We start from the raw sequence: 12482 nt of genomic DNA, 5'->3' as shown, positions 1-12482 counted from the left end.
TCGTCAACGATCCGTTCTTTCAGGGAAACTCATGACGACGGATAATCCGGGATCACCCGGCAGCAGGTCAAGCCGTCCTTCGTGGAACTTCATGACCGCCTTGGCGAGGCTGAGGCCGAGGCCCGAGCCCGGCTGCGACCGGCTTTTTTCCAGCCGCACGAACCGCTCCGTGGCCCGGGCGCGGTCGGCATGGTCGGGAATCCCCTGCCCGTTGTCGGCAACGGTCAGCCGGATTTCTCCTGCCTCGCGTTGGAGGCTGACACGCACCGCCGGCTTTCCGCCGACGGCATCGAGGGAATATTTGATGGCGTTGTCGACGATATTGGACAGCGCCTGGCCGATCAGTTCCCGGTTGCCGCGAACGATAAAGGACCCGTCCACCGCCGTTTCGACGGTAACGCCGGCCTCCTCGGCCACCGGCTCGTAGAGTTCGACGACATCGGCGACGGTCGCCGCCAGGTCCACCTGCACCGTGTTCTCCGAGGAATAGCCGGCCTCCAGCCGCGAGATCATCAGGATGGCGTTGAAGGTTTTTATCAGGTGGTCGGATTCGGCTATCGTGGATTCCAGCGCCTGTTTGTAATCGCCCACCTTGGGCTTGCCCGAAAGAGCCGCTTCCGCACGGTTGCGCAACCTGGTCAGCGGCGTCTTCAAATCATGGGCGATGTTGTCGGAGACCTGCTTCAGCCCTTCGTTGAGCGCAGCGATCCGGGCCAGCATGGCATTGAGGTTTTCGGAAAGGCGGTCGAACTCGTCGCCGACCCCGGTCACCGGCAGCCGTCCGGCGAGATCGCCGCCCATGATGCGGCGGCTGGCCTCGGAGACGCCGTCGATGCGCTTCAGCGCCGAGCGCCCGACGAAGAACCAGATCAGCAGCCCGCCAAGCGCCATCATGCCAAGCGCCAGCGTCAGGGCGCGGCGGATGACGGCGCGAAACCGCTCCGGCTCGCCAAGGTCGCGCCCGACCAGCATGATCATCTGGTTGGGCAGCCGCAGGACCAGCGCGATGGCGTTGTGCCCGCTCTGGCCCTCCGCTTGCGCCGTGCCCGGCTCGGCAAGCCCGTTGCGCAGCCGGTCCAGTTCGCCCTCGCCAAAACGCTGGTAGGAGAACGGGCGGGTCGTCCACCCTTCCGTTTCAAGCACGCCCGGCTCCAGGCTCTGCACGTTGCCGGTCAGGATCTGGCCGTTGGTGTCGGCGATCAGGTAAAGATTGGCGCCCGGCTGGCGGGAGCGCTGCTCGACCACCCGCACCAGGACCGGCAGGCCGCCGCGCTGGTAGGCGCGGGCGAGCCCCAAAACCTCGTCATTGATGGTTTCCTGCGTCTGGCCGGTCAGCATGCGCGCCGACAGCGACGTCATGTAGAAGACCAATGCCACGGCGCACAGCGCGAAAAGCAGCAGGTAGAGCGCCGAGAGGCGCGCTGCCGTCGTCCTCATGATGGCGGGCACGGACAGCGCCATGAAAAATCAGCCGCCCTTCAGCATATAGCCGGCGCCACGGACCGTGTGCAGGATGGGCTTGTCGAAGCCTTTCTCGATCTTGCCGCGCAGGCGCGACACATGCACGTCGATGACATTGGTCTGCGGATCGAAATGATAGTCCCAGACGTTTTCGAGCAGCATGGTGCGCGTCACCACCTGGCCGGCATGGCGCATCAGATATTCGAGCAGGCGGAATTCGCGCGGTTGCAGGGTGATCTCCTGGCCGAGCCGCTTCACGGTGTGCGAGAGCCGGTCGAGTTCGAGGTCGCCGACGCGGTAGACCGTCTCGCTCTCCCTGGCGCCGGCGCGCCGGTTCAGCACCTCGACCCGCGCGAGAAGCTCGGAAAAGGCATAGGGCTTGGTCAGGTAGTCGTCGCCGCCGGCGCGCAGGCCAGTCACGCGGTCGTCGACCTCGCCCAGCGCAGAAAGGATGAGTACGGGTGTCGTATTGCCGCGCGAGCGCAGCGCGGCAATGACCGAAAGTCCGTCGCGGCGCGGCATCATGCGATCGACGACCATGACGTCGTAGTCACCGGAATCGGCGAGCGCGAAGCCGGTTTCGCCGTCGCCGGCGACATGCGTGGTATGCCCGGCCTCGGTGAAAGCCTTCTGGAGGTAATCGGCTGCCTCGCGGTCGTCTTCCATGATGAGAATCTTCATGGCGCCGTTATAGCCGATTTCGGTGGACCGTGATGCCCGCATCGATGCAGCCTCCAATCTCGTGCAGCAACAGGCGCCGGGGCCTGTCGCCGCTGAAGCCGCGCGCGGTGACTGACCGGCGCGGCTCCATGCTTCCTCCGCACGGCGACTCAAGAGGTACTCAAGCCGTGCGGAGAAACGTGGCCGCCGATCAGCCTTCGGCGATGGGCAGGGCGACGAAGCGGTTGTTGTCGCCATGCGTCAACTGAACCAGCACCGACTTGCGGCCCGCTTTGCTGGCGGCGGCGATGGCCTTGTCGACGTCCTGGGGGCTATTCACCTCGGTCGAGTTGACCGAGGTGATGACGTCGCCCGCCTGGATGTTGCGATCGGAGGCGGCGCTGTCGGGATCGACATCGGTGACCACCAGGCCCTTGCCGTCATCGGAAGGGGTAACGGTCAGGCCGAAATCGGCCAGCGAACTGGGCGCTGCCTCGTTCTCCTGCTGCTGGTCGCCGGAGGACGCCTGCTTGTCGGTGTTCGGCAGCTTGCCGAGATCGATCGAGAACGTCTTCGTCTGACCATTGCGCCAGACGCTGAGTTCCACGGCCTTGCCGGGCGCCTCGGCGGCAATGAGACGCGCCAGTTCCCGCGGCGAGGCGACATCCTTGCCGTCCACCTGGGTGATGACATCGCCCGCCACGATGCCGGCCTTCTTGGCAGGCCCATCGCTCTGGGCGTTCGCCACCAGCGCACCGTTTTGTGACTTCAGCCCGAGCGACTCGGCGATGTCGGCGGTAACCGGCTGGATCTCGACGCCGAGCCAGCCACGCTTGACCGAGCCGTTCTTCATCAAATCGCCGATCACCTCCTTGGCGGTGTTGGCGGGAATGTCGAAGGCGATGCCGACATTGCCACCCGAGGGCGAGAAGATGGCGGTGTTGATGCCGATGACTTCGCCGCTCAGGTTGAAGGTCGGGCCGCCCGAATTGCCGCGGTTGACCGAGGCGTCGATCTGGATGAAATCGTCGTAGGGGCCGGCGCCGATGTCACGGCCGCGCGCCGAGATGATGCCGGCGGTCACCGTACCGCCCAGCCCGAACGGGTTGCCGACGGCCACCACCCAGTCGCCGACGCGGGCCTTGGAATCGTCGCCAAAGGCCACATAGGTGAATTTCTGGTCGCTGTTGACCTTGAGCAGCGCAAGATCGGTGCGCGGATCGGTGCCGACGAGCTTGGCGTCGAGTTCCTTGCCGTCGTTCATCACCACGGTGAAGGCCGTGCCTTCATCGACGACGTGGTTGTTGGTGACGACATAGCCGTCCTCGGATACGAAGAAGCCCGAGCCTTGGGCGACGGGACGCGGCTGGTCGTCCCGATGGTCGCGGTGCTGGCGCCGGCTGTTGCGCTGACCGCCCTGGTCGCCGAAGCCGCGGAACTGCCTGAAGAACTCACGAAGTTGCGGATTGTCCGGCAGGCCGTCCGGCCCCTGGAACATGCCGAACCCGCCATCATCGGAGGTAGATTGCACCTTGGCCTTGACCTTGACGCTGACGACGGCCGGCGAAACACGCTCGACGACGTCGGCGAAGCTCGGGACCTGCGGCGCCTGGACATGGACGGCATCGGCGAGGACGGGTGCCGTTCCCGTGGTGACCGCGCCAAAGCCGATGGCACCAGCGATAGCCAGCGACGCAACCGCCGCCATCAGGCGCTTGTGGGTAAACGAGGATGAATTGGGGGCCTTGTTCATGATCTCTGTCCTTTGCCTTGGTTCGACGGGTGCTCGTCCGGCATCCTGTAGAGGCAGAGATAAGGCGGCCGACATTACCGGGCCATTTCCGGGGAATGAAACTTTCGTAATGTTGAAGGAACGGGCGCTCAGTCGTTGCGCAGAATCGCGTCCAGCCTGGCCTGCTCCTCGGCATCTAGCGAAGGAGCTTCCTTGCGGCGGCCGCGCGCCGACAGGAACACGGTGAGCCCGCCGACAAGCAGCAAGGCCAGCGGCGCGCCCCACAACAGCACGGTATGCGCGCTCAGGCGCGGCTTCAGCAGGACGAACTCGCCATAGCGCGACACGACATAGTCTACGACCTGGGCGTCGCTGTCGCCGGCCTTGAGGCGTTCGCGCACCAGAAGCCGCAGGTCGCGGGCAAGATCGGCATCCGATTCATCGATCGACTGGTTCTGGCAGACCATGCAGCGCAGGCCTTCCGAAATGCCGCGGGCGCGAGCCTCCAGTTGCGGGTCCGCCAGCATTTCGTCGGGCTTTACCGCGAACGCGCTGCCGGCATGGACCAGCAACGCCGAAAGCAGGACCACAAGCGCCAGTGCCGCCTTCACGTTCATGAGTTCACCGGTACCGTGCGAACTTTCTCGCGGCGGCGAGAAGGCGCCCCGACCCGCAGCCGCCGATCCATCAGCGACATGCCGCCGCCGACCATCATCACCAGCGCGCCGAGCCAGATCAGCGTCACCAGCGGCTTCCACCACAGCCGCACCACGACCGAGCCGTCGTCGCCCTCGTCACCGAGCGAGATGTAAAGCTGGCTGAAGCCCATCGTCCTGATGCCGGATTCCGTCGTCGCCATCTGCCGTGCCGGATAGAACCGCTTGGCGGAATGGATCACGCCGGCAACCTTGCCGTTGTCGCCCAGCACTTCGAAGGCCGCCCGATCCTCGCTGTAGTTCGGACCCTTGTAGGGCGAGAGCCCAGCGAAGCGCACCGTGTGCCCGGAAAGGGCCACCGTCTCGCCCGCATGCATCGACAGGATTTTCTCGCTGCCGAAGGAAACCGTGGCAACGATGCCGAGCACGGTCAGCCCCAGGCCCAGATGGGCGATCGCCGTGCCGAAGATCGAGCGCGGCAGGCCGACAAAGCGCCTTGCCATCGTCGCGGCAGGAACGTTGCCCAGCCCGGCCTTGACGGCAAGGTCGGTCAGCGCACCGACGATCAGCCAGAACGCGAGCCCGACGCCGAGCGCGGCAAAGGCCGATGCGCCATCGATGAAGAAGGCCGTCACCAGGCATGCCACGAGAGCGGCGGCAAAGGCCGCCATCAGCCGCTGCGCGGCCGCGAAAACATCGCCGCGCTTCCACGCCAGCAGCGGCCCGAAAGGAACAAGCACCAGTAGCGGCACCATCAGCGGCCCGAACGTCAGGTTGAAGAAGGGGGCGCCGACGGAAATCTTGTCCGCGGCAACGGCTTCGAGCAGCAGCGGATAGAGCGTTCCGACAAGCACGGTCGCCGTCGCCGTCGTCAGGAACAGGTTGTTGAGGACCAGCGCCCCTTCCCGCGAGATCGGGTGAAACAGCCCGCCTGCGGTCAGGGCCGAGGCCCGCCAGGCAAACAGGGCCAGCGAGCCGCCGATGAACAGGACCAGGATGCACAGGATGAAGATACCGCGCGTCGGATCGGTAGCGAAGGCATGCACCGAAGTCAGCACGCCGGAGCGCACGAGGAAGGTTCCCAGCAGCGACAGCGAGAACGTCAGGATCGACAACAGCAGCGTCCAGATCTTGAGCGCCGACCGCTTCTCCATGACGATGGCCGAATGCAGCAGCGCGGTGCCTGCCAGCCACGGCATGAAGGAGGCATTCTCAACCGGGTCCCAGAACCAGAACCCGCCCCAGCCGAGTTCGTAGTAAGCCCAGTAGGAGCCCACGGCGATGCCGCCGGTGAGGAATATCCAGGCGACCAGCGTCCACGGCCGCACCCAGCGCGCCCACGCCGCGTCGATACGGCCGTCGATCAGGGCCGCGACCGAGAACGAAAAGCAGACCGAAAAGCCGACATAGCCGAGATAAAGCAGCGGCGGATGAACGGCGAGCCCGAAATCCTGGAGGATCGGATTGAGGTCGCGCCCTTCGATCGGCGCCGGGTTGAGGCGCGCAAAGGGGTTGGAGGTCAGCAGGATGAACAGGAAGAAGGCAACGCCGATAGAGCCTTGCACGGCCAACACATTGGCTTTCAGCGACGCCGGCAGATTGCTCCCGAACACGCCGACCAGGGCGCCGAAGAACGTCAGTATCAGCACCCAAAGCAGCATCGAGCCTTCATGGTTGCCCCACGTGCCGGTGATCTTGAAAATCAGCGGCTGCAGCGAATGGGAATTTTCCCAGACGTTCTGCACCGAGAAATCGGAAACCGCATAGGCCGTGGCCAATGCGGCGAAGGAAAGCGCTGTGACGGCGAAGCCGGTAACGGCGACCGGTCCCGCCACCGCCATCATGCGCTCGTTCCCCGTTCTCGCGCCGTAGACAGGCACGATCGTTTGCACCAGCGCCAGGGCGAACGCCAGGACCAGCGCGAAATGTCCGATTTCAACCATGGCGGCAGCGCCTGCTATTCACTTTTGTCCTCCTGCCACACGCCCTTGGCCTTGAGGCCGTCGGCCACTTCGCGGGGCATGTAGCGCTCGTCATGCTTGGCCAGCACGCTGTCGGCGACAAAGACGCCGTCCGGGCCGAATGTCCCCTCGGTAATGACGCCCTGATCCTCCCGGAACAGATCCGGCAGGATACCGGTATAGGTCACCTTGACGGAATTCTGCTTGTCGGTCACCGAAAAGGCTACCGTCGCGCCCTGCCCGCGCCGGATCGTGCCTTCCTCGACCAGCCCGCCCAGCCGGATGCGTTGGCCCGGCTCGACATGCGCGGTCGCCAGATCGCCCGGCATGTAGAAGTAGGAGGCCTTCTGGCCGAGCGCGTAGAAGGTCAGCCCGGCCGCCGCCGCCAGGAAGGCCAGTCCGCCGAGGATCACCGACAATCTCTTTTGCTTGCGTGTCATCGCTACTCCGTCGCGGCCAGGCCAAGCGAAGCGGCAAAAGCGGCAAGCCTCCTAGCCTCGTCCGTATCGGCCCCGAATGCGGCGACACCGCGTTTGAGGGCATCCCTGGCCTGGTCGGCCTTGCCCAGCACCATGTAGGAGCGAACGAGCTTGCTCCAGCCATCCCAATCGCGCGGGTTTTGCCGAAGCTTTTCATCGAGGCTGGCGACCATGGTCTCGATCATGGTGCCACGGTCTTCGGCGGACATCGAGGAAGCGGCCTCGATCTGGTCGCGGGTCGGACCGCCGGCCGTTTCACCGGGGCCGGCTTTGGGTTTTCCGGCCCGCGAAAGAGCGGCTACCACCGCCTCGCGCCACGGCGAATCCTGCGGCAACATGGCAAGCAGGGCCTGCCATCCGGCTGTCGCCTCGTCGTTGCGGCCTTCCTGCGCCATCCCCAGCGCGAGATAGAACCGCGCCTTGACGTTGGCCGGATCGAGTTTCAAGGCCGCGTCGAAGGCTGCCTGCGCGTCGCTGGAAACGATGCCGCCCGCTTCGCCGGCGATCGCCTCGCCGAGGCCCGCCTGCCGGGCCGCGCTTTCGCCATCCAGGCGGATCGCGTTGCGATAGGCGGTCACGGCATCGGGAAAGCGCTGCATGCGCAGATAGATCGGCGCCAGGACGTCCCAGCCGCGCCCGTCCGAGGGGTTGGCTGCCAGATGCGTCTCGGCTTGCGCAACCAGTTCGTCGACGGTGCTGTCGGCGGGGTTCTTCGTCAGACGTTCAGCCAAGGGTTGCGACGGCAGGTCCGGTGATCCGAGCCCGGCATAAAAGCCCCAACTGACCAGCGGAACCGCCAGCACGGCGGCCGTGGCCAGAAGGCGGGAGAACCCGGACGACTTGGCCGACGCCGCCTTCTCGGCCGCGGGATCGAGACGCAGGATCCGCCGCGCTATCTCGGCGCGCGCCTGGTCCGCCTGCGCCGGCTGAATCAGGCCGCGCTCGACGTCACGGTCCAGTTCCGACAACTGGTCGCGGTACACTTCCAGATCGTGGCTCGGGCCGTCGGCAGATGCCTTCGGGCCGGCGGCCAGAGGCAACAGCACGGCCAGGCTCCCACCCAGCGTCAGGACGGCGGCTATGACCCAGAACAGCATGACCTTTCCAATAGCGGTAGTGCCGCCTGCTGCCAACATGAGCACCCTGCGACGCTTTGGCGGCACGACGGCCCGGACGGGGCTAACGGGTCACAATGTCGTTACGCGTCAGGTCAGCGGGGTCCAGCTGCCGTCGCTGTTGCGGCAGGCTGTACCTCGCGCCGAAACACCAGCGCCGCCGGCATAAACGGTATGGGTATATTGCCGGCAATCCTGCGAGCCGACGCGATAAGGTTGCGCGGCCACCACCTCGCCATAGCGGTTCGAAGAATCGCTCTTCCAGGTAACGACCTGGCCGCTCGCCGTGTATTCGAGCGCCTTGTATTCGGCCTCGAGCCCGCTGCGCTTTTCGCGCTCCGTCAACCCCGCGCCGATCTTGCCGCCGACGAGGCCACCACCCATCTCGGCGACGATCGCTTTCGCGACTTTCGTTCCGTCGCTGCTGCTGCTCGGAAGCGACAAGGCGGCCGATACCGACTTGCCGGCGCCACCGCCGGTCGTGGCGCAACCCGAAACAGCCAGAAGTCCCGAAACAAGCACTAGACGTATTTTCATTCGATTGACCGGGACCGGGGCATGACATCGTTGGCGGGCTTGAGTCGCAATAGTATCGATGTTTGGCTAATGTTTGGCCAGCTTCTTTCGGCGGAGCACGTCAGGAAACGCTGCGCAACCGCACGGTTGCCCTCAACCCGCCAAGGTTCGAACGCTCCAGGGCAAGCGTGCCGCCATATTCGTTGACGAGGTCCGCGACAATGGCGAGGCCGAGCCCGGTGCCCGGTTTCGTCTCGTCCAGCCGCCGGCCGCGCTTGACCGCCTCGCGCGCCTTCTCCTCGGGAATGCCGGGACCGTCATCCTCGATATCGATATCGAACCGCCCGGCAATCCTGTCCGCCGGGGTGCAGCGAACGGAGACACGGACGGCACTTTCGGCCCATTTCATCGCGTTTTCCAGAAGATTGCCCAGCAATTCCTCCAGATCCTCCCGCTCGCCTGCAAACAGGATCGGCTCTTCGGGAAGCGAAAGGGTCAGACTGGTTCGGGGGTTGAGCTTCTGCATGACCCGCACCATTCGCTCGACCAACGGCGCCACCGGGGTGCGATAGACCACGCTGTCGCGCTGGGCGGCAACGCGCGCGCGTTGCAGGTAGTGCTCGATCTGCTTTTGCATCGAAGCCGTCTGTTCGGCGATCAACTGGCCCTTGGCGCCACCCAGCGCCCTGCCCTCGTTGACGAGGACGGCGAGCGGCGTCTTCAGCGAATGTGCGAGATTGCCCACCTGGGTGCGCGAGCGCTCGACGATGCGCTTGTTGTTCTCGATCAGCGCATTGGTCTCGTTGGCCAGCGGCTCGATCTCGACCGGAAAGCGGCCGGTGAGCCGCTGGGCGGTGCCTTCGCGCACCATCGCCAGCGCGTCGCGGACCCTGCGCAGCGGCTGGAGGCCGAACAGGATGGCGATGGCGTTGATGGAGATCATGCCGAAGCCGAAAAGCGAGAGATAGGTCAGGAGTCGGCGCTGGAACGCACTTATCTCCGCTTCGAGCTCAGTCTCGTTGCCCATGACGCGAAAGCGCGCGACATGGTTCTTGGCGTCCAGCACGAATTCGCTCTCGAAGACCTGCAACTCCTCTCCGTTGAGGCCGTCGGTGGTATAGGTACGTTGGAAAGAGGCGTTGAACGGCACTTCGGCGGCACTCGGCGAGGGAATGTCCTCCGTCATCGAGGACGAGTGCCTTTCCCCGGTCACCCCCTCGGAAGCCGGCAGCACCGACCAGTACCAGCCGGAATTCGGCTCGGAAAATCGCAAATCGCCGAGATCGGGAGAGCCGGTGAGTTCCCCGTTGTCGGAAATGCCCACCGAACCGATCAGGTTGAACAGATGCGCCGACAACAGGCTATCGAAGCCGCGTTCGCTGGCCTGCCGGTAAAGGGTGGTGATCAGCGTGAAGATGACGATCAGCGCGACGATGGCCCATACCGTCGAGAAGGCGACGACGCGAAAGGCGAGCGAACGCGGCCAGGATCGGATCGACAGCCTTTTCACAACGCCTCGCCTGATGGGTTGGAAATCGGTTGCGCCTTACGCCTCCGGCTCTCGCATGCGGTAGCCCATGCCGCGCACGGTCTCGATCATGTCTACCCCCATCTTCTTGCGAAGACGGCCGACAAAAACCTCGATCGTGTTGGAATCGCGGTCGAAATCCTGGTCGTAGAGGTGCTCGACCAGTTCCGTGCGCGAGACGACCTTGCCCATATGGTGCATGAGATAGGCGAGCAGGCGGAACTCGTGGGAGGTGAGCTTCAGCGGCGTCCCATCGATGTCGGCCTTGGAAGCGCTGGTATCCAGCCTGAGCGGACCGCAGGTCAGTTCCGACGAGGCATGGCCCGCCGCACGGCGGATCAGCGCGCGCACCCGGGCCAGAACCTCCTCGATATGGAACGGCTTGGTCACATAGTCGTCGGCACCGGCATCGATGCCCGACACCTTGTCGCTCCAGCGGTCGCGGGCGGTAAGGATGAGCACCGGCATCTTGCGGCCGTCGCGCCGCCAGCGTTCAAGGACGCTGATCCCGTCCATCTGCGGCAGGCCAATGTCGAGCACCACCGCGTCGTACGGTTCCGTATCGCCGAGGAAGTGGCCTTCCTCACCATCGTAGGCGCGGTCGACGACGTAGCCCGCATCGACCAGCGCGTCGGCAATCTGCCTGTTCAGATCCTTGTCATCTTCGACAACGAGTATGCGCATGCAATCCTGTATCCAAACCGGTGTCTCGGGGCCGAACCCAGCTATAGGCCGATTCCGGCGCTGATGAAACGTAGCGCGCCCGCCTGCGGCTCCCTCAGTTCTGCGGCACGACGACTTCGGAGCGGCGCGGGCGCTGGCCGTCCTTGCCGGGCACCAGCACGACGATCACGCAGACCGGTTGCCCGCCTTTCGTCGAGGACGAGGCCTTGGCCAGGGTTCCGCCCTTCTGCGCAGCGACCTGCTGGCCGATCGCATAGCAATCGGCCGCCACCGGCACGGTCAGCGACGCCTGCCCCGCCGGAACCGACGGGTCGATCACCGGCATCGCAGTCGCCTGCCCGGAAACGAGGCCGGCGAGGCACAGAGCCCCCAACGCCGGACGAAGAGAAGTACGGAACGCTTTCATACCAGCACCCTAACGGACCGGTGCTGAATACGATATGAACGATAATGGATGCATGCGTCTCCCCATCCGCGCATCTGCCTTTCCCCGGCGGTCGAACCGGACAGGGACGGCGGCCACTCTAGCCTATCCGGTGTTTCGCCGACAACCGGCCAAAAACGGCAACGAGGCCCGAGACGGCGCTGACGGCCTGAAGCAGCGTATCGGTCAATGCGCCGTCGTCCAAGCCGTCCAGCGGCAATCCGACCAGGCCGGCCGCTCCCGTCAGGATCGTCACGATCGACGCCCAGATCGTGCGCGAAAAGTACCAGGGTTTGCTCGTCATCATGTCCGTGTTCCTTTCGATGGAATGAATAAGCGTCAGCCAAGGACGATGCGGCGCACTGCCGGGATGCCCCAACCGGCGGCGACGCTGAACTGGCGCACGCTGACCTCTATTTCCGCCGGAAGCGCGCCGAAATCGTCGCCAGCGGCCGCTGCCGGGTAGAGCCAGGAGGGTTCGGCGACGACCGCCGTACGCAAGACGGCGCCGCCCGGTCGAGCGATGTCGATGCGGTATTCCTCCCGCTCCTCGCCGAGCGGAATGTCGCTGCCGTCCCATCTATCCGCATTGATGCGGCCCCGGCGTATCCAGGAAAACCGGATGTCGCCCCCTGCCCGCTCCGCCCTCAGGTGCACCGGCGACAAGGGCAGCAATACGCGCAGGCCGCCGATCTGCGCCTGCGTGGTGAAATTGGCGCTGGAAAGATCGGCGCCGGAAGGACCGACCCGCCAGTTGAGCAGCAGCCCCATCTCGCTTTCCTGCAACCCCGCCGGGGCCACCGCATCGTCGAGCAGGACGAAGTCGGCCCCGGCCGGTGCGCCTGCCGCCATGGCGTCGTCAGTGCCCAACTGCCCGCGCAACAGGTCGGTCAGCCGCCACAGTTGCGGCGCGATTTCCTCGGCGGTGGCGAACTGAACAATTTCCCAGTTCCCCGAGGTGCTGCGCATCGCGGCGGCGTTCGCGCCGTTGAGCAACTGCGAAAGGCTGACGCTCGCTGCCTCGGCGTCGAACAGCTCGACGAGGAGGACGCCTGCCTTGTCGACCCGACCGACGACGCCCGGCTGCACGGCCGAGGCCAGCCGGCCCAGGTTCGCCGGCCTGCCGACCGTGGTGCGGAAGACAAAGCCCGTTTCTTCCGGCGAAACAAAAAGCGCCTGGCTGCGCCACGGCTTCTGCCGGAGGGCGACACGGAACTGGTCTTGCGGCGCGCCCTCGCCGATCCCCGATGGCAAGTCCAGGAACAC

The 12482-nt window shown here is 65.2% G+C and carries 13 protein-coding genes; all 13 read right to left on the bottom strand.

Going from position 1 to position 12482, the window contains the following annotated elements; translation table 11 throughout:
• Positions 1-3 precede the first annotated feature (3 nt).
• Positions 4-1461 (bottom strand): sensor histidine kinase, encoded by a 1458-nt coding sequence (locus ACFOHJ_RS23165; protein WP_378225238.1) that lies wholly within the window; start codon positions 1459-1461, stop codon positions 4-6.
• A 6-nt stretch (positions 1462-1467) separates the two neighbouring features.
• Positions 1468-2142, bottom strand: a complete 675-nt coding sequence (locus tag ACFOHJ_RS23160) for a response regulator transcription factor (RefSeq protein ID WP_378225362.1) — start codon at positions 2140-2142, stop codon at positions 1468-1470.
• 190 nt (positions 2143-2332) lie between these two features.
• Entirely contained in the window at positions 2333-3874 is a 1542-nt protein-coding gene (locus tag ACFOHJ_RS23155) for a Do family serine endopeptidase (RefSeq protein WP_378225236.1), read from the bottom strand.
• Positions 3875-4002: 128 nt separating this feature from the next.
• Positions 4003-4470, bottom strand: a complete 468-nt coding sequence (locus tag ACFOHJ_RS23150) for a cytochrome c-type biogenesis protein (protein ID WP_378225234.1) — start codon at positions 4468-4470, stop codon at positions 4003-4005.
• Positions 4467-6452 (bottom strand): heme lyase CcmF/NrfE family subunit, encoded by a 1986-nt coding sequence (locus ACFOHJ_RS23145; protein ID WP_378225232.1) that lies wholly within the window; start codon positions 6450-6452, stop codon positions 4467-4469. Before ACFOHJ_RS23145 ends, ACFOHJ_RS23150 begins: the two co-directional genes overlap by 4 nt.
• Positions 6453-6466: 14 nt before the next feature.
• The gene (gene ccmE / locus ACFOHJ_RS23140; RefSeq protein ID WP_378225230.1) at positions 6467-6910 is read right to left on the bottom strand and encodes a cytochrome c maturation protein CcmE; all 444 of its coding nucleotides are present in this window, start codon (positions 6908-6910) and stop codon (positions 6467-6469) included.
• Positions 6911-6912: 2 nt separating this feature from the next.
• The gene (ccmI, locus tag ACFOHJ_RS23135) at positions 6913-8046 is read right to left on the bottom strand and encodes a c-type cytochrome biogenesis protein CcmI (RefSeq protein WP_378225228.1); all 1134 of its coding nucleotides are present in this window, start codon (positions 8044-8046) and stop codon (positions 6913-6915) included.
• A gap of 108 nt (positions 8047-8154) precedes the next feature.
• Positions 8155-8601, bottom strand: coding sequence for a hypothetical protein (locus ACFOHJ_RS23130; RefSeq protein ID WP_378225226.1), 447 nt, complete (start codon positions 8599-8601; stop codon positions 8155-8157).
• A gap of 100 nt (positions 8602-8701) precedes the next feature.
• Positions 8702-10090: an ATP-binding protein gene (locus ACFOHJ_RS23125; protein WP_378225224.1), complete on the bottom strand. Its 1389-nt coding sequence runs from the start codon at positions 10088-10090 to the stop codon at positions 8702-8704.
• 36 nt (positions 10091-10126) lie between these two features.
• Positions 10127-10792: a response regulator transcription factor gene (locus ACFOHJ_RS23120; protein WP_378225222.1), complete on the bottom strand. Its 666-nt coding sequence runs from the start codon at positions 10790-10792 to the stop codon at positions 10127-10129.
• Between the two features lie 94 nt (positions 10793-10886).
• Positions 10887-11198: a hypothetical protein gene (locus tag ACFOHJ_RS23115; protein ID WP_378225221.1), complete on the bottom strand. Its 312-nt coding sequence runs from the start codon at positions 11196-11198 to the stop codon at positions 10887-10889.
• 118 nt (positions 11199-11316) lie between these two features.
• Complete coding sequence (locus ACFOHJ_RS23110) at positions 11317-11523, bottom strand: hypothetical protein (protein ID WP_378225219.1); 207 nt, start codon at positions 11521-11523, stop codon at positions 11317-11319.
• Between the two features lie 32 nt (positions 11524-11555).
• The gene (locus ACFOHJ_RS24930; RefSeq protein WP_449224172.1) at positions 11556-12482 is read right to left on the bottom strand and encodes a GTA baseplate fiber-binding domain-containing protein; all 927 of its coding nucleotides are present in this window, start codon (positions 12480-12482) and stop codon (positions 11556-11558) included.

Source organism: Aquamicrobium soli, from assembly GCF_042646345.1.
Lineage (GTDB): Bacteria > Pseudomonadota > Alphaproteobacteria > Rhizobiales > Rhizobiaceae > Mesorhizobium > Mesorhizobium soli_A.
This window is presented reverse-complemented; position numbering and strand designations above follow the sequence as displayed.

Bases quoted from the DNA above. Each gene is read 5' to 3' on its own strand.
- ACFOHJ_RS23165 (WP_378225238.1), bottom strand. From the start codon at position 1,461: ATGGCGCTGTCCGTGCCCGCCATCATGAGGACGACGGCAGCGCGCCTC.
- ACFOHJ_RS23160 (WP_378225362.1), bottom strand. From the start codon at position 2,142: ATGAAGATTCTCATCATGGAAGACGACCGCGAGGCAGCCGATTACCTC.
- ACFOHJ_RS23130 (WP_378225226.1), bottom strand. From the start codon at position 8,601: ATGAAAATACGTCTAGTGCTTGTTTCGGGACTTCTGGCTGTTTCGGGT.
- ACFOHJ_RS23120 (WP_378225222.1), bottom strand. From the start codon at position 10,792: ATGCGCATACTCGTTGTCGAAGATGACAAGGATCTGAACAGGCAGATT.
- ACFOHJ_RS23145 (WP_378225232.1), bottom strand. From the start codon at position 6,452: ATGGTTGAAATCGGACATTTCGCGCTGGTCCTGGCGTTCGCCCTGGCG.
- ACFOHJ_RS23115 (WP_378225221.1), bottom strand. From the start codon at position 11,198: ATGAAAGCGTTCCGTACTTCTCTTCGTCCGGCGTTGGGGGCTCTGTGC.
- ACFOHJ_RS23155 (WP_378225236.1), bottom strand. From the start codon at position 3,874: ATGAACAAGGCCCCCAATTCATCCTCGTTTACCCACAAGCGCCTGATG.
- ccmI (WP_378225228.1), bottom strand. From the start codon at position 8,046: ATGCTGTTCTGGGTCATAGCCGCCGTCCTGACGCTGGGTGGGAGCCTG.
- ACFOHJ_RS23110 (WP_378225219.1), bottom strand. From the start codon at position 11,523: ATGATGACGAGCAAACCCTGGTACTTTTCGCGCACGATCTGGGCGTCG.
- ACFOHJ_RS23150 (WP_378225234.1), bottom strand. From the start codon at position 4,470: ATGAACGTGAAGGCGGCACTGGCGCTTGTGGTCCTGCTTTCGGCGTTG.
- ccmE (WP_378225230.1), bottom strand. From the start codon at position 6,910: ATGACACGCAAGCAAAAGAGATTGTCGGTGATCCTCGGCGGACTGGCC.